Genomic DNA, 20,192 nt, shown 5'->3' with positions numbered 1-20,192 from the left:
TGCGTAGTAATATCCGCGAATACCTTGCCCGGCAAGAGCATGCGGCTCGGACACGGGAGACAAAGTGGGAACGAAGACACATTTTGCGCAGGTCCTGCGCTGGTCGGCCGAAGGCCGCGCCAGCCGCGCCGAGGCGCTCGCGGCCGGCCTCGGCATGGGCCTGCCGATCCTGCTCGGGGGACTGGCCGGCGCCCTGCCCGCCGGCATGGCGGCCGGGCTCGGCAGCATGGCCGTCAGCGCTACCGTGCGCGGCGCGACGCTGGGGGAGCGCTGGCAGGCCTTCCGCGCGGCCTTCGTTCCGGTCCTGCTGGCGGCCGCCAGCGCGGTCTTGCTCGCCGGCCACGGCCAGCTCAGCGGCGTGCTGACGGTGGCTGTCGTCGGCAGCGTGGCGCTGGCGAGCAGCTACAGCCGCGAGCTGGCGGTGGCGGCGACTCGCTATCTGCTGTTCCTGCTGATCTCGATGGGCCTGGGCGGCGGTGCCCGCGTGCACGCAGCGGTATTGCTGCCGATCGCCGCCGGCGCGCTGTGGACCGCGCTGCTGGGGATGCTGCTGGCGGCCCTGGCCGGGCGCCTGCGTTCCGCCACCGCCCCTGTCGGCGCAAGGGCAGGACCGGCCGCCGCGGCACAAGCGACAGCGGTGACCGCGGCCCAGCGCTGGCGGCGCTGGCGCCAGTCGCTGCGGCAGGCAGCGGGCTGGCAATATGCCGTGCGACTGAGCCTGGCCCTGGCCGCGGCCACCGCGCTGCAATGGACCTGGCCGGCCCATCATTTCACCTGGAGCGCCATGACCGTCGCGCTGCTGACGCAACGCCAGCCCGAGCCGATCTCGGCCAGGTCGACGCAACGCGTGCTAGGCACCGTGCTGGGCGTGGGCCTGGCCTCGCTGATCGTCGGCCATCATCCCGCCTTGTGGCTGCTGGCGCTGGGCGCCGGCGCGCTGGCGTCCGCGCGTCCGGTGCTGCGTGCCGGCAACTACCTCGCTTACTCGGCGGTGATGACGCCGCTGATCCTGCTGATCCTGGAGGCGCATGCGCCGCTGGGCAGCGGGCTGCTGTGGGACCGCGTCGCCGCGACGCTTGCCGGCGCCGGGCTGGTGCTGCTGGTCGACCTTGCCGCTGTGCGCCTGCTCGCCGGCAGCGCCAGGGCTACAAGCGCGGCTACAACTGGGGGCACAACTGCGGGCACAACTGCGACTACAACGAATCGCAGAGATACGCCGGCTTGAGCGCGCGGAAGGCGCGCTGGGTCGGGTCCGCCTCGGCCGGCGCGTCCGACCGGGCCGGCGTGCCCAGCCGTGTCACCAGGATGGAGCAGGCCTTGGCGTCCGCTTCGCGCCAGTAGCGCAGCTGGTATTCGGCGCCGGCCAGCGGCACGAACGACACCCCGGCCGCGCAACGGTATTTCGTACCGTCCTGGCTGGACGCCGAGACGGCGGCGATATAGAGCCGTTTGCCTGCCGCCAGCCAGCGCTCGCGTGTGTGCGCCGGCGGCTCCGGGGAGTCGCCGCCGATGTCTAGCTTCTGCGGCGGCCCCAGCGCCGCAAGCTGCTGCCCGGTGCCGGCCAGGATGACCACATGGGGCGTCTCCGGGCAGCGCGCCGGGTCGAGCACGGTGAAGGTCGTATTGTCGTCGGTGCTGGTCAGCAGGCGGACCTTGGCGGCGGGTGCGCCGGCCGCGACGTGGTAGCGGGGGGCGCACGCGGCGAGCGGAATGGCGGCAGCCGCCAGCAGGGCGAGGCCCGGGCGGCACCGCCCCGGCCAGGCTGGCGATGGCGGCGGCAGGTGCGGGATGTCCTTCGGCATGGCGGCAGCGGGGAGTGGCGCACGCGCCAAGCATAGCCGCTCGCCGCCTCGGGTGGTGTGCAGGCAGGGCCGCGCGAAGGCCAGACATGTGCGGCAAGGCACATGGCGGGACGGCCCGATCGCGCACGGTGCCAGCGCAGGTACTAAGCATCTGAGCAAATATTCGTGGGCAGCCGGCAAGTGCCATGCTGCAATGCGCGCATGCCCAGTCCCGCCCCGCCCCCCTCTCCTGCGGCCGCCGCGGCCCCGCCCCTGCTCGACATCCGTGCGCTCACGGTGCGTTTCCCCGGCCGGGACGCCGTGCGTGCGCTCGACCTGCGCATCGACAGCGGCGAGATGCTGGCGCTGGTCGGCGAGTCGGGCTGCGGCAAGTCGACCACGGCATTGGCGGTGATGCGCCTGCTGCCCGCCGCGGCGAGCGTCGGCGGCAGCATCCTGCTCGACGGGCGCGATTTGCTGGCGCTGCCGGAAGCGGCCATGAGCGGCACGCGTGGCAGCCTGGTGTCGATGATCTTCCAGGAGCCGATGAGTTCGCTCAACCCGCTGCAGCCCATCGGCCGGCAAGTGATGGAGGCCATCCTGCTGCATCGTCCACAGGCGCGCGAGGCAGCGCGCCGCGAGGCGGAGGCACTGCTCGAGCGCGTGCGCTTGCCGCAAGCGGCACGCCGTGTCGGCGCCTATCCGCACGAACTCTCCGGCGGGCAGCGCCAGCGCGTGATGATCGCCATGGCGATTGCCTGCCGGCCGCGCCTGCTGATTGCCGACGAGCCGACCACCGCGCTGGATGTCACCACCCAGGCGGAGATTCTCGCGCTGATCGACCAGCTCCGGCACGAACTCGGCATGGCGGTACTGCTGATCACGCATGACCTGGGCGTGGTCTCCCAGGTGGCAGACCGTGTCGCAGTCATGCATGGCGGCAACAAGCTGGAGGAAGGCCGCACCGGGCGGATCTTCGCCGCGCCCGCGCACGCCTACACGCGTGGCCTGCTCGCCGCCTCGCTGCACGGCGGCCGCGCGCTGCACTACACGCGCGACCGCCTGGCCGAGATCCGTGCCAGCGCCGACGGCAGCTTCCACCTGGCGCAATCCCCGCAACCCGCGCCGCAGACGCTCACGCGCCGCCCCGACGCGCCGGACCCCGCCGTGCCCTGGCTGGTGGTGCAGGACCTGCGCGTCAGCTATGCCGGCGGTGCCGGCCGGCACACCGCGGTGGACGGCCTCGGCCTGAGCCTGGCGCGCGGCGAGACGCTGGGGCTGGTGGGCGAATCCGGTTGCGGCAAGTCGACGCTGTCGCGCGCGCTGATGCGGTTGGTGCCGGCCGAGGCGGGCCGCATCGAACTGGAAGGGCGCGACCTGCTGGCATTGCCGCCGCGCGAACTGCTGCCGTGGCGCAAGCGCGTGCAACTGGTCTTCCAGGACCCCTACGGTTCGCTCAATCCGCGTCACCGCGTGGAGGACATCCTCGGCCACGCGCTGGCCATCCACGGCTTGCGCGCCCGCGCCGAACGCGTGGCCCGCATCGCCGCCATACTCGACGACGTCGGCCTGCCGCGCGGGGCGCAGCGCCGCTATCCGCATGAATTCTCCGGCGGGCAGCGCCAGCGCATCGCCATCGCACGTGCCTTGGTGCTGCGTCCCGACCTGGTCATCTGCGACGAGCCCGTCTCCGCGCTCGACGTCTCGATCCAGGCCCAGATCCTGAACCTGCTGGTCGACCTCAAGGCCGAATACGGCTTGACCTATCTGTTCATCTCGCACGATCTTGCCGTGGTGCGCTACATCGCCGACCGCGTGGCGGTGATGCAGGCCGGGCGCATCGTCGAGAGCGGTTCGCCGCAGGCGCTCTGGTCGGCCCCGCACCATCCGTACACGCGCGCCCTGCTCGACGCCGTGCCGGGTCGCCGCGGGCCGCGCGGGGAGGGCCTGGCGATGCCGCAGCCTGCCCCGCGCCAAGCCCTGGCGGATGCGCTCGCTACTTGCTGAGGTCGTCTCTGCCCGTACCCATGTCCGTGTCCGGCCGCCGTGCCCTCGTGCCGCCGTTCCACCGTTCGCCCTTCTTTCGTCAGCCTTTCCTGTCTCCGTCATGACCGATCACGATACGCCCGCGGCCGCGTCCGCCAGTTCCAGCATCACCCTCGCCTCCCAGGCGGATCCGGCCGCTCCCGGCGCGCCGGCCAACCTGCGCCGCCGCGGCGTGCTCGGCGCCACCGGCGCCCTGCTGGCCGGAGGCCTGCTGCCGCTGTGGCTGCCGGATGCGCTGGCGCTGGACAAGGCCTTGCCCGATACCGAGCAAGGTGCGCAACGCGGCGGTGCGCTCGACGCCGTGGTGCATCCTGAGCCGCCCACGCTGGCTTTCTTCATCAACACCGCCACGCCTGGCCGCACGGTGGTGAGCAAGATCTTCGACGGCCTGCTCGACTACGGCCCGGACCTCAAGCCGCGCCCGCAGCTGGCGGAAAGCGTGGAGGTGTCGCCCGACGGTCTGAGTGTGCGCCTCCGCCTGCGCAGGAACGTGTCGTGGCATGACGGCAAGCCCTTCACCGCGGCCGACGTGAAGTACTCCGCCGAGGAGATCTGGCCCAAGTACGCCCCCACCGCGCGGCGCGTGTTCCAGCACCTGCGCAAGGTCGAGGCGCCCGACAGCCACACCGTGGTGCTGACGCTCGCCAAGCCGACGCCGGTGATCCTCAACGCGCTCGACGTGGTCGCCGCGCCAGTGCTGCCCAAGCACTTGTACGCCGGCACCGACGTGCCCAACAATCCCTACAACAACAAGCCGGTCGGCACCGGCCCCTTCGTCTTCCGTGAATGGGTGCGCGGCCAGCATATCGCGCTGGAGCGCTTCGACAAGTACTGGGCACCCGGCCTGCCCTACCTCGACCGGATCACCTTCAAGATCATTCCCGACGTGGCAGGCCGCGCCGCCGCGCTGGAGACCGGTGCCGTCCAGTACGGCGAGCGCAACCCGGTCACCTTCGCCGATGCCGACCGGCTCGCGCGCTCGCCCAAGCTGGTCGTCAGCACCGGGGGCTATAACGGCTTCGCCGGCTGGCTCTGGCTGATCCCCAACCTGCGCGACCCCATCCTGGGCAACCTGAAGGTGCGGCAGGCGCTGTTGCACGCGATCGACCGCGATGCCCTGACCAGGACGGTCTGGGGCGGCTACGCGGCACCGGCCACCGGCCCGGTGTCGTCGTTGCTGAAGACCTTCTACACCAAGGACACGCAGCAATATCCGTACGACAAGAAGAAGGCCGAGGCACTGCTCGATGAGGCGGGCTTCCCGCGCAAGCCCGATGGCTGGCGTTTCAAGCTCAACCACGACTACATTCCCTTCGGCGACGACTACCGCCGCACCGGCGAATTCGTGCGGCAATCGCTGCGTGCGATCGGCATCGACGTCACCCTGCGCGGGCAGGACCTGGCGGCCTGGACCAAGAACGTCTTCTCCGACTACAACTTCCAGCTGGTCAGTTCCTGGGGCATCAACTGGCAGGACCCGCAGATCGGTGTCGAGCAGCACTACTGGTCCAAGGCCGAAGCCAAGGGGACGCCGTGGCAGAACGCCTCCGGCTACGCCAGCGCCGAGGCCGACCGGCTGCTCGAGGCCGCCCAGGTCGAGCGCGATCCGGCCCGGCGTGTCGAGCTGTACCGGCAGTTCCAGGGCGTCGCCCAGCGCGACCTGGCCCTGCTCAACCTGTTCGAGTTCCGCTGGTTCGGTGTCTGGGATAAGCGCCTGCGCAACGTGACCGACACCTTCGACCACAGCCAGAACAACTTCGCGCGCGTCTGGCTGGCGACAAAGTGAGCCGGGCATGAACCGACGCATCCTGGCCCGCTTGCTGCAGCTCGCCGGCGTCGTGCTGGCCACCGCGGTGCTGAATTTCCTGCTGCTCAAGGCATTGCCGGGCGACCTGGTCGATACCATCGCCAGCGAGAGCGGCAGCGTGCCGGCCGAGTACGTGGCGCAGCTGCGCAGCCTGTACGGCCTCGACCGCAGCACGCCGGCCCAGCTGCTGGCCTATCTCGGCCAGCTTACGCACGGTGACTTCGGCTACTCCTTCCGCTTCGGCGAGCCGGTCCTGCACCTGGTGCTGGCACGTCTCGGGCCCACCGTGGCGCTGGTCGGCACGGCGCTGCTGTGCTCGACCGTGGCGGGCGTGCTGCTCGGCGTCGCCGCGGCGCGCCGGCCGCACGGCCTGGTGGACACCGCGCTGTCGGCGCTGGCCACGGCGGGCTACTCGGCGCCGTTGTTCTGGACCGCACTGATGCTGATCGTGCTGTTCGGCGTACGGCTCGAATGGCTGCCGATCGCAGGCGTGCGCGAGGTCAATGCCGGCTACCACGGCCTGCGCTTGCTGCTGGACTACGCCGCGCACCTGGCGCTGCCGGCGCTGACGCTGTCGATCTACTACGTTGCGGTCTACATGCGGCTGACCCGCGCCGCCATGGTGGAGACGCTCGCCGAGGACTTCATCCGCACCGCCCGTGCCAAGGGTGCGCGCGAGGCGCGCGTGCTGTTCGGCCATGCGCTGCGCCATGCGCTGTTGCCGGTGTTCACGATGCTGGGCGTGCAGAGCAGCGCGCTGCTTGGCGGTTCGATCGTGGTGGAGACGGTGTTTGCCTGGCCGGGACTGGGGCAGCTTTCCTTCGAGGCCATCAAGAGCCGCGACCTGCCGGTGCTGCTGGCGGTGCTGCTGTGCAGCGGCGCCCTGGTGGTGCTGGCCAACCTGCTGGTCGACCTGGTGCAGACCTTGCTCGACCCGCGCGTGCGGCGCCAGGGCACCGCGCATCCCGAGGAGACGGCCGCATGAAGCGCTGGTACCGGCAACCCGCCCTGCTGATCGGGGGCGCCATCCTGAGCGTGGTGGCGCTCGCGGCCGTGCTGGCCGGCACCTTGTTCCCCGGCGACCCGCTCGACATGGTCGGGGCACCCTATGTCTGGCCCGGCGGCGATGCCCGCACGCCGCTGGGCACCGATCTGATGGGGCGCGATCTGCTGGCCGGACTGGTGCACGGCGCGCGCGTCTCATTGCTGGTGGGCGTCGGCTCGGCCCTGGCGGCGCTGGTGCTCGGCATCGCCGTCGGGGCCGCCTCCGGTTTCTATCGCGGCCGCGTCGATGCGGTGCTGGGCCGCGTCACCGAGTTCTTCCAGACCATCCCCTCGTTCCTGCTCGCCATCATCCTGGTGGCTGTCCTCAAGCCCACGCTGGGTACCATCGTGTTCGCGCTCAGCGTCACCGCGTGGCCCAGCGTGGCGCGGCTGGTGCGAGCAGAGTTCATCTCCCTGCGCGAGCGCGAATTCGTCAAGGCCAGCATCGCCGTCGGGGCCAGCGACATGCACCTGATCTTCCGCGAGATCCTGCCCAATGCCTGGACGCCGGTGATCGTCTCGACCGGCTTGCTGGTGGCCAACGCCATCCTTTCCGAGGCGGGCCTGTCCTTTCTCGGACTGGGCGATCCCAATGTGGTGAGCTGGGGGTCGATGATCGGCCTCGGCCGCGACGCCCTGCGCACCGGCTGGTACATGACGGCGCTTCCCGGCCTTGCCGTGGTGGTCACCGTGCTGGCGCTGAACCTGCTGAGCGACGGCCTGCATGCCGCGCTCAATCCCAAGCTGAGGCGTACCGTGCGTGAGTCCTAAGGGCTCAAGCGCTTAAGCGCTCAAGCGTCAAGCGCGCCAGTGCAGCGCCGCCCGCAGGTGTGACGCGAGGATCGAATGCGCCGCGCCGACGACTCTGGCGGCGATAGTGGCTACACCGGCGCGCGGCATCGAATATGGGCCCTGGTCCGCTGCGTCATTCGAAATCCCCCCGATCGACAGCACCTGCGGGCCGTATGCGCGTTGCAGATGCTCGCCATCGCCGTGCCATAGCCGTGCTTTGCGCCTAGCCTATGACCCTGAGACCCTGAGACCCTGAGACCCTGAGACCCGGAGACCCGGAGACCCGGAGACCCGGAGACCCGGAGACCCGGAGACCCGGAGACCCGGAGACCGGATGCACCGCAGCTTGGGTGCGTTTTCCTTGACGCAATGGGCTAATACCATGGCATGGATTCGATCGCCTCGACCACCTCCGCCTGGTGCTCGATAAAGAACTCCCCGTGGTTGCTGTTGGCAATGACGATGCGACGGCTATCCGGCAGGGCTGCGGACAACGCTTCGAAATTGCGCTCGCGATCCTGGCGTGACTCGCGCAAGCGCATCTGCGCGTCTTCCCGGGTCTGTGCATCGACAGGCTCCGTAAGCCAGGGGAAGAGGTCCCGCAGCCCGCGGGGGTCCGCCTGCAGGATAAGCGCAGGAGCACGGACCGCACTGTAATCCGGTGAAAACCGCATCGCCTCCGTGAGCGTCACGATGGATACCTCGGAAGGAGTGGCGGGGCGCACGCTACCGTTGGGCAGCACTTCGCAGGCATCGCGCAAGTTCGCCTCGATTGCAGGCGACCAGGTTTTGTGGATGCGCTTGGCAAAGGCGACGGCGGCGGCAAACGATGCGCCGTCGGCCGCCTGCGGGTCCGGGCTCAGCAAGGCCGGGTTGCGCGGCACCCGGGACGGATCCCGCTTGGCGAGTGAGTAGTCGTAGGTGGTGTCCATGTAGACGAGCCCGCGTACACGCTGCGGATATCGGCCGGCAAACAGGGTCAGTTCGTTTCCGGCAATGGAGTGGCCGCATAGCACCACGCTGCCGACATGCAGGGCAGCCAGAAGGCCGTCGAGATCGTCGACCAGTGCGGCGGTATCGTAACGCCAGCCGCGGCTTGGCAGCGGCTTGTCCGATTGGCCAAAGCCGCGCCGGCTGACTGCGAGGACGCGCGCGCGATCGGCCAGTGCGGCGGCCAGTCCATTGAAGAGCTGGGCGGTCTCCCCCTGTCCCGCCAGCAGGACGACGACCCGTTCTGCATTGCCGGGATTCCAGTCGCGCACATGAAGGGCCACACCGGTCCGAAGTGGCACGCGCCGGTCCTGAACGGTGGCTTGCGGCGTTGCGCCGCGGTCTGCGTCGCCGCCGCCGCAGGCGCTCAAGGCTGGCAGCATAAGCGTGATGGGCCAGCAGGCTAGCGCCTGCATCAGGCGACGGCGGTCGTGGCTCGAAGAGGGGAAATCCATCGGATCGTGCGCTCCAATCATTGGGGTCAAGGCCGGGACCAAGGCTGGCAATGGGCCATCCTGTAAGCGCTGAGCAAGAAGGCGGGGATCGTGACGCGCACATGCATGCGCGCGCGCCGCCAACAAGATGGCTTTGGTCATGGGAGCGCCAAGTCTAGGGAGAAGCGCGTGCCGCATGTGTGCGGAGTTGTGGCGAACTGTGCGGATCCCTGTGCGCTGGCGCTGTCGAGGGATGTCTCGGCACCTCGTTGCCGTGGCGCTGATGGATTCGCACAAAGATGCGCAGATTCGAGACAGAGCGATGGTCCAAGCATCGATGCGATGCTCTGCGCGCTCGCCGGACCGGATGGCATTGGCGGAGCAGGCCTGAAATCCAGGCGGCCCAGGGAGGCATCGCCGATGTCCCGTGGCGTAGTGCTACCGTGCCATCACGGCGTGCACGCGGCCTGATGGTCAGGCGCGGGAAAAATCCAGCAGGTCCTGCGGGCGGACAAGGAGTGGCGTCGCGCAGTGCGTCTGTAACGCCGCCGCGGCCGTGTAGCCCCAGGCTACCCCGCGGAACGCCATGCCGGCGGCGCTGGCGGCCTCCGCATCGCGGATTTCGTCGCCAACGTACAAGGCTTCGTCCGGACGCACACCAGCGGAAGAGACCAACGCCCGAAGCTTGCGCGCCTTGCCGAACATCGAGATGCCGCAGCTGAAATCGGCGATCCGGCCGCTGACGGCGGGACCGAGGATCGCGCGCACGACGTCCTCGCCGTTCGACGTGGCAACGGCAAGCCTGATGCCACGCCGTGCCAGCGTATCCAGCGTCTCGGCCACGTTCGGGAATAGCGAAACCTGCGCGATGCGCTCGCGCATCAGCTTCCTGACATCGATGGTAATGGCCGGCGCCTTCCACAGCGGCACGCCAAGCAGCCGCATGATGTGTTGCGCGGAGCTGCCGCGCGCCTGCTCGAGCAACTCGCCCTCGAGCGGGCGAAACCCGTGTTTGCGCGAAGCGACTTCAACGGCTTGCAGAAAGCACGCCATCGAATCGGCCAACGTGCCGTCGAAATCAAACGCGATGAGTTTGTAGGTCATGAAGAGTGCAGCAGCGCTGCGAGGCAAATGTAGAACGCATCAAACGTGTCAGCGCTTTGTAATCATCACGGTCGCTTCGAGGCCATGGCGCCCATGCCGGCAGCCACTCCCTTACGAATCCATGCGTGATCGGTGGGCATTTTCGCATTGCTTGGCCCAGCCAGGCGAGCATGAGAAGGCTCCACTGGACGGGACTTCGGGGAAAGCGCTTCACAGAGAGAGAAAACCTATGGGGGCGCTGAGCCGGTAAGCGTCCAACGCCTCGATCCCTTCCTTGGATCCGCAAGATCCGCAAACATCGACACAAATACGCACAATTTCAACATGGACAATCCATTAGGCTCTGTCAATGCTGCATCGGCCGCATCGACGCTCCCACTGTTTTTTCAGGCTTGGAGATGCGCGGCCTACTCTGATTCGTCACGTCAAGCCGATTCCTTATGAAGCCAGTTCGCTTGGTTGGGCCTTCGTGGCTCTCTTCTCCGGACCGCTTCTTTCCATCGCGCAGCAGCAAGGAAGACTGGCGACGCGAGCCCACTGTTACGCTTCCAAGAGGCCAATGAACGAGAATCCGATCCGTTTCGATATCCAACAGGTCTTGAGACTGTTGCCACACCGCTATCCCTGCTTGTTGATCGATCGCGTGCTTGCCTTGGAGCCGCGTGCGGCGGTGACCGCGCTCAAGAATGTGACGGTCAACGAGCCCTATTTCGTTGGCCACTATCCGGCAAGCCCCGTGATGCCTGGCGTGCTGTGCATCGAGGCATTGCTGCAGACCGCCGCGATCCTGGTCGCTGTCGAAGGGGACGCTGACGTCGAGAGTAAGCTGCATCGGTCGATCGAGATCGAAAGGGTGCGCTTCAGGCGATCGGTCTACCCAGGGGACCAACTGCTGCTTCACGTCGAGCTCGAGCAGGATCGGGACGGAGCCATGCGGTTCAAGGGTACGGCCACAGTGGACGGCGCCATCGCCGTCGAGGCAACCATTTCAAGCAGATGGGGCGGGCCGGGAACAGCACCGAACCCGACCGGTCGCGCGCAATCCGGTGCCTAGCCTCACGTGCCACCGACGCCTGCGCCCTCCCCTTCGCGGTCAACCTGACTGGTGCGAAGCGTAACGACATTGGTCTGCTCTCCCGCTTCGTGCATCGCGCCGACATGCACGGAGCTTTCCTCAAGCGCGGGCAGCAACGTTGAGTGCCGGCCCGCCGTGCATGATGTCAATGCAATCCACCAATGAGCCGGTCATTCCAAAGTTCGCGCCGCGGCATTGCCTCCATTGGCGCGGCGGGACTTCATCTTGAATGAGTTCTTAGTCAACGGAACAGATAATCAACGCCCAAGACGAATGCTTGACTCTTGACCTCGGCGCCGTTGCCTCCTTTCCATTTCAACTTGTCGTAGTTCGTGTATTGCGCGCGTATGCGCCAATTCGATGAGATGGCATAAGCCGCTCCGGCTCCGAATGTGATCACCGCCACGGAGCGGCTGCTCGAATCGATGTCTCCTGTGCGCTGCCCGTGCTCCAATCCTAGCCCAACGAGGGCCAGCAAGGAGAAGCGGTCGGTAATTGGCAGATGCCCGACGACGCTCGCCGTCATCCCGCCGATGGCGAAACGGTCCTTTTGACCATCAGTTCTCGCTTCAACGGAACCCAGGGTGGTGACTGTGCTTTCGACTGATAGGTAGCGCGAGAACTGATAGCCGCCCCGCAGTCCGACGGCGACGTGATTCGATGAAGCGTCCGTCCATCCCGGACTGGATGGGCTGACTCCGATACGCGCATACCCGAGGTCCGCGCCGAGGTAAAAGAACTCCTCGGCAGGAGGGGACTGGCGTGCCTGTGCGCTTGGCGCTCCGGCGCCAAGTACTGCCATGATGAACGTTACCCCGCCAAAAAGTGATCGATACGACATAAGTATAGATTTGCGATAAAAAATATCTGTAATACAATAAAGTTTTGTTGTTATACAATACGCAAAGTGACGTCCGCAACCTTTTTATGGAGATCAGCATCTTGAGTTCTTATGCAGCCTCGCATCCGGAGAGCACAGCCATGCGGCGCATCCGCAAGTTGTCTGACAGGATGCGGTGTCTGACCACCAGCGGCGCGGTGATCGCGCTTGCGTCCATGGTGTGGATCTGGTTTGGGTTGCCCGACGCGACCCTGGAAAAGGTGGTGCGCCAGCACATCCCGGCAAGTTCTGCCTTTGCCGTGCACGTTTCCCTGTGGCACCGGGTCGAGGGCTTTCTTGCCACCAGTATCAGCTTGGGGCTGCTCAGCTGCGCGCTGTATCAGGCTCGACAGATGTTCGTGACCTTCGGGCGTGGCGAGGTCCTGACGGTTGAAGTCGCCAAATGCCTACGCCGCCTGGCGATGGCTTCGATATCTCTGGGACTGTCCAGTCCGCTGGTTAAACTTCTGGTGGGCCTATTGCTGATTGGTGAACCAGGCAAGCCCTACTGGATTTTCATACTCACGCTGGGGGACTATTTCGTGTGCCTGCTTGGCGGCCTGCTGCTGGCAATTGCGTGGGCGTTGGTTATCGCTGCACAGGTTGCGGAGGAGAACAAGGGCTTTGTCTGAAGGACGATGGCAGTGCTGGTCCACTGCGTCATGCGAAAGGCACCCTTGCTCGACGGCGCCTCCAGGCCGGACAGGCATTCAAGGCCTGAGCCGCGCTCCAAGTCGCCGGGCCATGGAAGTGCAGGCGCCCGGCCCCGGCCACCGATGAGCCGGTCGCCGGGTTGGGGCGCTATCGGCGTGCCCAGGGGGCTTCCTGTGCGAATGGCATGCCCTGCTCAGGACATGTGATTCAGCAGCCAGGAGCCGGGAATCTGGAGTACTCCATGCGCTGCCATATGGCCCAGCATGGCCGCCTCCAGGCCGCGCCGCCAATACAAGAAGCCGAACACGACGCCTGCAAGCCCATTCAGCACCAGTGCTCGCAACACCAACATCGGTGTCAGAGGAACCACGGCGGCCGTTGCCGGCAGGTGAGCCAGTGCGAAAAGCAGCGCCACAAGGCCAATTGCTGTCCGGAATGCCCCGGGAGCCGGCATGCCATCGGCCTGTTTCCACCATCGCCCCGCAAACCAGACCAGGAGCGGCAGCAGGAACAAACGCATCAGGAGTTCCTCGGTCAGCCCGCCATACAAGACGCCCGCCAGTAAGCGTTTCCACAACGGCACCCTGAACAGCGACTGCATTGGCGCGGGAAGATGAGGGAAGAAACACAGTGCATCGACCGCAACTAACACGGCTCCCAGGATTGCCCCGGCCAGCAGTCCTGCCCGCAAGCCCACCGGCGACGGTGTCCCCCTGCCTTCCGTCCAGGCCTGGAGAAGCGGCATTCGCAGTCCCACCTTGCTGGACAAGCGCATCCCCACGAGAATAACGACCGCAAGCAAGAACCCGTTCTGCACCAGGACCACTGCTACCAGCCACGGCAACGGTACAGCGGACTTGGCAATCGGGGCGGTCCCGGCCACCGCCAGCATATCGGCCATATCGGCCATATAGGGCATGCCGGCTATCACGCCCGACAATCCTGCCAGCAGCAGGATGGCGAAGATCTTCTTGTTGATCGTCTTGAACATAGGATCTGCAAACAGGTGGACAAGCACGGAGGGAGGCTCCGAGCTTCTACCCACGAAGCTCAGAAGCGTGTGCGCCCTGGAAACATCCTTCACTTATCGCTGCGCCTGATCGAGGCCGACTGCGCTTCGCGGCGGGCGGGCGCGGCTATCGCGGCCGCTCGCCGCTCCCTGCCCCGGTCCGGTCTCCCGGGTTGTCCTGGGACCGCGCCGGCTCGCTCCTGGGGAACATCTTCCTGTTCAGCACGCCGGTGGGTTCCTGGTCCTGGGTTTCATTGAAACGCCACTTCCTGGCGGTGCCTTCCCTGTCGAACAGAATGACGAGCTCCTTGCTGTCGTTCTCCTGGCCACCCAGCAGGACACTGGCGTTCCTGTAGAAGTTCAGCAGGCTGGGCGTCGATTCGCGGTAGCTGTAGATCCAGACCTCGGCGCCGCTCGCGAACCGGATTTCGTTCTGCGTATTGCCGAGCCAGTCCTTGATGTCCGCCTTGGTCATCGACTTTCCAGACATCCGGTTCTCCAGTCTGGCCGGGGTCATCTCGGCGACGTTCTTGTTTCCGGCGGAGGCACATGCGCCTGACAGCAGCGCGGCCATGACGATCGCACATGCCTTGCCTGACGAAGTCCCGGGCAGCGGATGGAGCCATGGCATGCGGCTCGGATGAATGGTCAGGTCAGGCTCAGGCATCGTCCATGTATTCGAATGTGACCAGTGTGTCGTCGGGCCACTTGCTGCGTTCCAAGGGCAATTCATAAAGGCGATCTTTCAGGTAAGGCGGATCGTGAAACGGGTTATGCATCGCCAGGCCGCCATACAGCCAGATGGTGGGCAGCACCAGTTGTTTGCCGCCGTGGCGCAGCGTGACGCTGAAGATCGGCCTGTCGGCGATGAACAGGTAGCGAAAGCCGCCATGCTCATAGGCGGTTTTCACCTCGTTCAGGGGAACCACGCTACTCAGCAGGAAGCCGCCAAGCGCGGCGGGCGCGTGGGCCAGGCACTGGCCGGGTTCTTCCAGGCAAGTGGCTTCGGCAGCCGAGCCGGAGCAGACCTGGCGCAATTCGCTTGGCCGGCTGGGATCGCTGTCGATGTCGACCAGGCACTCCAGCCGCAGGTCTCCAAGGCGCCGGCTGCCGCGTGGCAGGCCGGGGGTACGGACTTCGGGGCGCCAGGTCAGGCTGCCTGCGGGCTTGTTGCTTACCACGGTGGCCTCGCCTTCCAGCGCAGCATGTTCGCGCGGTATCGAGAACGTCTGGTCGGGGGCGACCCGCAGCGGCGCTTGCGTGGCGTTGCCTGTCAGGCTTAGCGCGATGTCCGCCATGGCGATGTTGGGCTGGCGCGCATGGAGCCGGAAGCGCAGCACACCTTGCGGTGACAGTTCATGGTTTTCCGTGAAGGTATTCATGCCTTTGAGGATGGCCCGGAACGACCTCTCATCAGGCGGATAGGGCTGCTCGGCGGGCGCAGGGGGGCGAAGTGCTGCCTGCGCCAGAGGCCGCTTGCCACCCGGCGCGCCGGGCGCGCCGCATGCGTGCGGTGCCGCAAGCGCGGCCAGCGCCAGGGCGGCCGTCAGGACAGCCAGCTTGCTTGCCGGCGAAGGTCTAAAGGGGGGGCTTCGTCTCACCGCATATCCTCAGGTTTCTTGTCTTCGTCGTGCACCAGGCGCTGCCTGGTGCCATCTCGTCATCGATTCCGCTCAGCGCGGCAAGCGCATCACGAAGCAGCAACCACCTGTTGCGGGGCAAGTCAGAAGCAGATCTCCGCCATGCAGCCGTGCGATGTCGCGCGCGATCGCCAAGCCGAGGCCGCTGCCGCTGGTGTGTGCCGCGCTGCGCCCGCGCTCGAAGCGGTTGAAAATGCGCTCCCGCTCGTCAGGGGCGATGCCGTGGCCATCGTCTTCCACGAAAATCTCCATGCTCGTCTCGAACTGGCGGCAGCCCAGGCTGACGGTGCCCCCGGAAGGGACGTAGTGGATCGCGTTGGCGATCAGATTGTCGAGCGCGCTGATCAGCAGGTCCTCGTCCGCCTCGATCCGGCAAGCGGGAGACGGCTTCAGGCCCAGGTCCAGTGCCTTCGCGATGGCCAGGGGGGCGTATTCGGCGATGCGCGCCTGCAGCAGCTCGGGAATGTCGACCGCGAGTTTTCGCGGTACGCGCTCCAATGCGTCGAGCCTTGCCAGCGTCAGCACCTTGGTGAGGACCTGGGCCGAGCGCTGCACGCCGCGTTGCAGGGCCGCCTGCAACTGCGCCAGGCGGGCCGGGTCGCGTTCTTGCGCCAGCACGTGGACCTGGGCGCTGATCACTGCCAGCGGCGTGCGCAGTTCGTGGGCGGCATCGGCGAAGAAGCGCCGTTCTGTGCTGCGCAGCCGCGCGACCTGTGCAGCCTGTGCATCCAGGGCGGCGATGATGGGTGCCAGTTCCAGCGGGTCATCGCGCAGCCGCGCCAGCGGCGTCGGGTCATCGGCCGTGCGCTGCCGGATACGCTCGGACAAGCTGGCCAGCGGCTTGAGTCCCATGCGTGTGGCAAGCCACAGCCCGCACAGCAGCATCGCATGCAGCACCAGCAGCGCGAGCAGGAACACGTGTGCCAGCTCAGCGTTGTTACGCTCATAGAAGGCCTGGGACAGGCCGACCACGGCCCAGATTTTCCGGTCGGGGCTCCAGGCCCCGAGCCAGTACCAATGGCCTAGCTGCGTGCGAGTCTCCACGGGCGCGCTGCCGGGGCGAGTCAGGGGCAGCGTGTCGGTGAGCGCGTCGCGGGCCAGCAAGGTGCCGTCGCGATCCCAGATCTGGATAGCGAACTCATGGGGTTTCACCGTGATCCCCTGCGTTGCCACGATTTCCTGGAGCTGCCGGGCTACGGCCTGGGCCCGCTCCGGCCGGGTGTCGAGACTGGCAAAGCGGGCGCCGGCGCCGGCGATCATCGACAGCTCGCGTGCGAGGGTGCCGCCTTGCGGTGCCTGGCTGCGCCAGAGCTGCCCCAGGGTGACCAGGCTGTATAGCACCAGCACGCTGGCCGCCTGCCACAGCAGCAAGCGACGGAACAGGGAGGGCTGGCACAGGAGCCGCAGCAGCGGCAGCTGTTCCAGCCAGTGCCGGATGATCTTCATGGCGCGCTCAGCATGTAGCCAACGCCGCGGATGGTCTGTATGGCGCTGGCGCCCAGCTTGCGCCGCAAGGCGTGGATCTGGAACTCCAGCGCGCCGGCGCTGGGCACCGCCTCGTCAGGCCAGACCCGCAGGCATAGTTGCTCGCGTCGAACCACGCGGCCACTGGCAGCCGCCAGCTCGCGCAGGATGGCGTACTCGCGCCCGGTCAGCCCGATCGGCTCACCGCAGCGCGTGACCGATTGCGACACCGTATCGATCTCCAGCTCGCCCACCCGCCAGCGCGGCGCGGCATGGCCCGCAGAGCGGCGCATCAGGACATGCACGCGTGCGATCAGCTCGGGCATCATGAAAGGCTTGATCACATAGTCGTCGGCGCCGCCATTGAGCGCGCGCAAGCGGTCGTCCAAGGCCTCGCGTGCCGAGATCACCAGTACCGGCGTGGCGATGCCACGGCGGCGGATCCGCTCCAGCAGCGAGAAGCCTTCGCCATCGGGCAGGTTCAGGTCGAGCAGGATGCAGTCGAATTCCCGGGTTTGCAGATGGGCATTGCCATCCACCAGCCTGCGCACCCATACCGTCGGCAGATCGGCTTGGGCGAGCGCCAGTTGCAGGGCATTGCCGAAATCAAGGTCGTCTTCAATCAGGAGCAATTGCATGGGGTGGTTTGCGATGCGCCGGGGTGTGGGCGGGCTGGGAGGGCGGTCCGCCTTGGCAGAGAACGGATTGTTCCCGAACGGGCTTTGAATTGGCTTTGGAAGCGCCGCTGAAGCGGCCGGGGAAAGCCGAGGTGGATCCCGGCGGCCAAGCCCAGAAGCCCATGCAGGGCGCCAGTGGAAAGAAGGCTGACCGGGATGGGCAAAAGATCCTCCACATCGCCGGCGACCCTGAGAAAGCCGGCCATGGATCAAGCACCGGTTGGCGTCACTGAAGATCCGGCAGGTCGTCGCGAAGCCGGCTGGCGGGCCGGCCATCGCTGCTTCAGGTCATCGAGCCCGGCTTGAACTTGGTGCGTCGGACTGCCACCGGCCGCCGCGGCGCCACCGGGTGCCGGGCTGCTGCGGCTTCGGCCCGCTCGCGTTCGGCCCGCCGCCGCGTTTCGTCCAGTTCGCCGTGCAGTGCCTGCCGCGCGGCGTCCGCCTCGGCGCAGGCCTGCTTCCAGGCGCCGGCCTCCTTGGTCGCCGCGTCGCGTTCGGCCTGCAGCGCGGCGCGGGCTTCGGCGGCTTCCAGCGCCGCCTGCTGCGCCCTGCCCTGTTGCGCAGCCAGCTCGCCCCGCAGCTCGGCCGCTGCTTTCTCGGCGGCCTGGCGGGCGCCGCGTTCCTGGTCGATCTCACGCAGCGCGCGCCGTTCGCTCGCGGTTGCGCGCTCTTGTGCGAGCCGGACCTGCTCACGCATCTGCTCCAGTTCTTGCGAGAACTGTGTGCGCAATTCCAGCAACTGACGTTCGAGCGCAGCGATCTGCTGCTGTGCGGCCTCGTGGCGGGCACGGCTGGCGGCATGGGCCTGCTTTTCCGCTTCCAGCTCGCCCTGGCGCGCGGACTCGGCCAGCCTGGCCTGCTCCAGCGCCGCGCGCACGGTGGCGGTTTCCTCCTCCGCGGCAACTCGCGCCGCCTTGGCCTGGTCGCGCTCGGCCTCGGCGTCCGCAGCCTGCAGGCGGGTCTCGGCGCGCAAGGCGGCCAACTCGGCCGCCGCGGCTTCGTTGGCCGACTGCCAGATGGTCTGCACCGCCTCCGCCGCGATCTGCTTGAGCGCGTCCGGCAGTTCCGGGTGATCGATCTTCACGCGCGTCTTCTCGCGCAATTCCTGCCAGAACTGCGCCAGCACCTCGGTCGGCGTACCCATGCTGCCCTTGCGCACCAGTCCGTAGAGCTTGTTGGCGGTCGGCGTGATGCCGTAGCGGAAGAACAGCAGGCCGCAGACTTCCTTGTACAGCGCGCGCGTTTCGGTGAAGCGTGCCCGCAAGGCGGCCACGTCGGCTTGCAGGGCGGTGTCCAGCGGGGTCGATTCGGGGCTTGCGCTCATGACGGATGGAGATGGCTTCGAATTTAACAATATTACTACGTAAAACGTATATTTTCTATTTCTTTGATCTAGTCTTTAGACATAAGTGTGCTTCTGTCTATAATGCTGCATCGGTCGCAATCCGACCCCCCCGCCTCGCAAGATGGACCACGCCACGCCCTCCCTGCCCTCGCCTTCGCCCTCACCCGCGCAGCTCGCGACGCTTCCCGCCATCCCGTTGGAGCGCCTGCGCCTGCCTGTCGATCTGTCCGGTGCCCTGGGCGCGAACCGGGCCGCGGGTGCTGGGGCGCAGATCGCCGCGCAGGACGACGTGGCCGCCATCACCGCCTGGCTGGCGCGCTACGCCGACAGCCAGGCGACCTTGCAGACCTATCGGCGCGACGTCGAGCGCCTGCTGCTGTGGGCCGTGCAGCAGCGCGGCAAGCCGCTTTCCTCGCTGACGCACGAGGACCTGTTGCTGTATCAACGCTTTCTCGCCGACCCCCAGCCGGCGGCGCGCTGGGTGATGCCGCCGGGCAAGAAGCTGGCGCGCAGCCATCCGGGCTGGCGGCCTTTTGCCGGACCGTTGTCGCCGGCCAGCGCACGGCAGGCCATGGTGATCCTGAACGCCTTGTTCGCCTGGCTGACCGAGGCCGGCTACCTGGCTGGCAATCCGCTGTCGCTGGCGCGCCGGCGCCGCAGCCAGACGCCGCCGCGCGTGACCCGCTACCTCAGCCATGCCATGTGGGATGCCGTCAAGGAAGCCATCGAGGCCATGCCCGGCACGGCCGCCGAGGCCTCGGCGCGCGAACGGCTGCATGCCGCCCGCTGCCGCTGGCTCTGCACCCTGCTCTATCTAGGTGGCCTGCGTGCGGCCGAAGTGCTGGACACCTGCATGGGTGCCTTCTTCTGCCGGCGCGATGCGCTGGGGGTGGAGCGCTGGTGGCTGGAGGTGGTGGGCAAGGGACGCAAGACGCGCCTGGTGCCGGCCACCGATGAGCTGGTCGCGGAGCTGGCGCGCTATCGCCGCGCCCATGAGCTGCCGGCCATGCCGCAGTTCGGCGAAGAGCGGCCGCTGGTACTGCCGGTGATCGGCCGCGACAAGGCCTTGTCGCGCGGCGCCCTGCACCTGATCCTCAAGGAGGTCTTCGCCATGGCGGCGGCGCGGATGCGCGCGCGCGGTCCCCAATGGGAAGCCCAGGCGGCGGTGCTGGAAAGCGCATCGGCGCACTGGCTGCGCCACACCGCCGGTTCGCACATGACGGACCGGCAGGTCGACCTGCGCTTCGTGCGCGACAACTTCGGCCATGCCTCGATCGCCACCACCAGCGCTTACCTGCACAGCGAGGACGATGCGCGGCACGCGGCCACGCAGGAGCGTCACCAGATCGGCTGGGGGCGCAAAGGCTGAGCCCCGCAGCGGGCGCCCGGGCTGCCCCGGGGCGGATGGGGCATGAACGATGGCTGTTGCCTGGCTCCTTGGGCGCCGCCG

General features: G+C 67.3%; 18 protein-coding genes. 8 read left to right on the top strand and 10 right to left on the bottom strand.

Annotated elements, in window-relative coordinates:
* The first annotated feature begins 64 nt into the window (after window positions 1-64).
* A complete protein-coding gene (locus BKK81_RS29060) occupies window positions 65-1,225 on the top strand; it encodes an FUSC family protein (RefSeq protein ID WP_071020122.1) in 1,161 nt (386 codons plus the stop codon).
* Here the strand turns inward: BKK81_RS29060 and BKK81_RS29055 are convergent.
* Window positions 1,194-1,802 (bottom strand): hypothetical protein, encoded by a 609-nt coding sequence (locus BKK81_RS29055; RefSeq protein ID WP_231908127.1) that lies wholly within the window; start codon window positions 1,800-1,802, stop codon window positions 1,194-1,196. The genes BKK81_RS29060 and BKK81_RS29055 overlap by 32 nt on opposite strands.
* Window positions 1,803-2,003: 201 nt before the next feature.
* Here BKK81_RS29055 and BKK81_RS29050 point away from each other — a divergent pair, with 201 nt between their 5' ends.
* From BKK81_RS29050 to BKK81_RS29035, 4 genes are all read left to right on the top strand, one after another.
* Complete coding sequence (locus BKK81_RS29050; protein WP_083384521.1) at window positions 2,004-3,788, top strand: ABC transporter ATP-binding protein; 1,785 nt, start codon at window positions 2,004-2,006, stop codon at window positions 3,786-3,788.
* A 100-nt stretch (window positions 3,789-3,888) separates the two neighbouring features.
* Window positions 3,889-5,613: an ABC transporter substrate-binding protein gene (locus tag BKK81_RS29045; RefSeq protein ID WP_071020119.1), complete on the top strand. Its 1,725-nt coding sequence runs from the start codon at window positions 3,889-3,891 to the stop codon at window positions 5,611-5,613.
* Window positions 5,614-5,620: 7 nt separating this feature from the next.
* Window positions 5,621-6,619, top strand: a complete 999-nt coding sequence (locus BKK81_RS29040) for an ABC transporter permease (protein ID WP_071020116.1) — start codon at window positions 5,621-5,623, stop codon at window positions 6,617-6,619.
* Window positions 6,616-7,449: an ABC transporter permease gene (locus tag BKK81_RS29035; protein ID WP_071020113.1), complete on the top strand. Its 834-nt coding sequence runs from the start codon at window positions 6,616-6,618 to the stop codon at window positions 7,447-7,449. Before BKK81_RS29040 ends, BKK81_RS29035 begins: the two co-directional genes overlap by 4 nt.
* A gap of 395 nt (window positions 7,450-7,844) precedes the next feature.
* On the opposite strand, the gene BKK81_RS29030 is transcribed toward BKK81_RS29035, so the two are convergent.
* Complete coding sequence (locus tag BKK81_RS29030) at window positions 7,845-9,056, bottom strand: alpha/beta fold hydrolase (protein WP_157903354.1); 1,212 nt, start codon at window positions 9,054-9,056, stop codon at window positions 7,845-7,847.
* A gap of 312 nt (window positions 9,057-9,368) precedes the next feature.
* Window positions 9,369-9,998, bottom strand: coding sequence for an HAD hydrolase-like protein (locus tag BKK81_RS29025; RefSeq protein WP_071020103.1), 630 nt, complete (start codon window positions 9,996-9,998; stop codon window positions 9,369-9,371).
* A gap of 559 nt (window positions 9,999-10,557) precedes the next feature.
* On the opposite strand from BKK81_RS29025, the gene fabZ reads away from it, so the two are divergent.
* Window positions 10,558-11,052 carry a 3-hydroxyacyl-ACP dehydratase FabZ gene (gene fabZ / locus BKK81_RS29020; RefSeq protein WP_071020100.1) on the top strand — a complete coding sequence of 165 codons (495 nt, stop codon included), beginning with the start codon at window positions 10,558-10,560 and terminating at the stop codon, window positions 11,050-11,052.
* A 262-nt stretch (window positions 11,053-11,314) separates the two neighbouring features.
* Here the strand turns inward: fabZ and BKK81_RS34720 are convergent, their stop codons facing one another.
* On the bottom strand, window positions 11,315-11,875 hold the full coding sequence (locus BKK81_RS34720; protein ID WP_231908126.1) for a porin family protein: 561 nt from the start codon (window positions 11,873-11,875) through the stop codon (window positions 11,315-11,317).
* A gap of 125 nt (window positions 11,876-12,000) precedes the next feature.
* Here BKK81_RS34720 and BKK81_RS29015 point away from each other — a divergent pair, with 125 nt between their 5' ends.
* On the top strand, window positions 12,001-12,585 hold the full coding sequence (locus BKK81_RS29015; RefSeq protein ID WP_071020098.1) for a DUF2975 domain-containing protein: 585 nt from the start codon (window positions 12,001-12,003) through the stop codon (window positions 12,583-12,585).
* 215 nt (window positions 12,586-12,800) lie between these two features.
* Here the strand turns inward: BKK81_RS29015 and BKK81_RS29010 are convergent, their stop codons facing one another.
* The 6 genes from BKK81_RS29010 to BKK81_RS28985 form a co-directional block, all read right to left on the bottom strand.
* Window positions 12,801-13,598, bottom strand: a complete 798-nt coding sequence (locus BKK81_RS29010; RefSeq protein WP_071020095.1) for a CPBP family glutamic-type intramembrane protease — start codon at window positions 13,596-13,598, stop codon at window positions 12,801-12,803.
* A gap of 145 nt (window positions 13,599-13,743) precedes the next feature.
* Window positions 13,744-14,283: a hypothetical protein gene (locus BKK81_RS29005; protein WP_156811478.1), complete on the bottom strand. Its 540-nt coding sequence runs from the start codon at window positions 14,281-14,283 to the stop codon at window positions 13,744-13,746.
* The gene (locus BKK81_RS29000; protein ID WP_156811477.1) at window positions 14,276-15,217 is read right to left on the bottom strand and encodes a hypothetical protein; all 942 of its coding nucleotides are present in this window, start codon (window positions 15,215-15,217) and stop codon (window positions 14,276-14,278) included. Before BKK81_RS29000 ends, BKK81_RS29005 begins: the two co-directional genes overlap by 8 nt.
* Window positions 15,218-15,289: 72 nt before the next feature.
* Window positions 15,290-16,627 (bottom strand): sensor histidine kinase, encoded by a 1,338-nt coding sequence (locus tag BKK81_RS28995; RefSeq protein WP_197523995.1) that lies wholly within the window; start codon window positions 16,625-16,627, stop codon window positions 15,290-15,292.
* Between the two features lie 71 nt (window positions 16,628-16,698).
* The gene (locus BKK81_RS28990; protein ID WP_071020078.1) at window positions 16,699-17,358 is read right to left on the bottom strand and encodes a response regulator; all 660 of its coding nucleotides are present in this window, start codon (window positions 17,356-17,358) and stop codon (window positions 16,699-16,701) included.
* Window positions 17,359-17,680: 322 nt separating this feature from the next.
* A complete protein-coding gene (locus BKK81_RS28985; protein ID WP_071020076.1) occupies window positions 17,681-18,721 on the bottom strand; it encodes a DNA-binding protein in 1,041 nt (346 codons plus the stop codon).
* 142 nt (window positions 18,722-18,863) lie between these two features.
* Here BKK81_RS28985 and BKK81_RS28980 point away from each other — a divergent pair, with 142 nt between their 5' ends.
* Window positions 18,864-20,111 (top strand): tyrosine-type recombinase/integrase, encoded by a 1,248-nt coding sequence (locus BKK81_RS28980; RefSeq protein WP_071020073.1) that lies wholly within the window; start codon window positions 18,864-18,866, stop codon window positions 20,109-20,111.
* Window positions 20,112-20,192 lie beyond the last annotated feature (81 nt).

It is taken from the genome of Cupriavidus sp. USMAHM13, assembly GCF_001854285.1.
GTDB classification, from domain to species: Bacteria; Pseudomonadota; Gammaproteobacteria; order Burkholderiales; family Burkholderiaceae; genus Cupriavidus; species Cupriavidus malaysiensis.
This window is presented reverse-complemented; position numbering and strand designations above follow the sequence as displayed.

Excerpts from the sequence above, each read along its gene's own strand:
- BKK81_RS29035 (WP_071020113.1), top strand. The coding sequence starts at position 6,616 with ATGAAGCGCTGGTACCGGCAACCCGCCCTGCTGATCGGGGGCGCCATC.
- BKK81_RS29005 (WP_156811478.1), bottom strand. The coding sequence starts at position 14,283 with ATGCCTGAGCCTGACCTGACCATTCATCCGAGCCGCATGCCATGGCTC.
- BKK81_RS34720 (WP_231908126.1), bottom strand. The coding sequence starts at position 11,875 with ATGGCAGTACTTGGCGCCGGAGCGCCAAGCGCACAGGCACGCCAGTCC.
- BKK81_RS29025 (WP_071020103.1), bottom strand. The coding sequence starts at position 9,998 with ATGACCTACAAACTCATCGCGTTTGATTTCGACGGCACGTTGGCCGAT.
- BKK81_RS29030 (WP_157903354.1), bottom strand. The coding sequence starts at position 9,056 with ATGACCAAAGCCATCTTGTTGGCGGCGCGCGCGCATGCATGTGCGCGT.
- fabZ (WP_071020100.1), top strand. The coding sequence starts at position 10,558 with ATGAACGAGAATCCGATCCGTTTCGATATCCAACAGGTCTTGAGACTG.
- BKK81_RS28985 (WP_071020076.1), bottom strand. The coding sequence starts at position 18,721 with ATGAGCGCAAGCCCCGAATCGACCCCGCTGGACACCGCCCTGCAAGCC.
- BKK81_RS29010 (WP_071020095.1), bottom strand. The coding sequence starts at position 13,598 with ATGTTCAAGACGATCAACAAGAAGATCTTCGCCATCCTGCTGCTGGCA.
- BKK81_RS29050 (WP_083384521.1), top strand. The coding sequence starts at position 2,004 with ATGCCCAGTCCCGCCCCGCCCCCCTCTCCTGCGGCCGCCGCGGCCCCG.
- BKK81_RS29055 (WP_231908127.1), bottom strand. The coding sequence starts at position 1,802 with ATGCCGAAGGACATCCCGCACCTGCCGCCGCCATCGCCAGCCTGGCCG.
- BKK81_RS28980 (WP_071020073.1), top strand. The coding sequence starts at position 18,864 with ATGGACCACGCCACGCCCTCCCTGCCCTCGCCTTCGCCCTCACCCGCG.
- BKK81_RS28990 (WP_071020078.1), bottom strand. The coding sequence starts at position 17,358 with ATGCAATTGCTCCTGATTGAAGACGACCTTGATTTCGGCAATGCCCTG.
- BKK81_RS29040 (WP_071020116.1), top strand. The coding sequence starts at position 5,621 with ATGAACCGACGCATCCTGGCCCGCTTGCTGCAGCTCGCCGGCGTCGTG.
- BKK81_RS29015 (WP_071020098.1), top strand. The coding sequence starts at position 12,001 with ATGGAGATCAGCATCTTGAGTTCTTATGCAGCCTCGCATCCGGAGAGC.
- BKK81_RS29045 (WP_071020119.1), top strand. The coding sequence starts at position 3,889 with ATGACCGATCACGATACGCCCGCGGCCGCGTCCGCCAGTTCCAGCATC.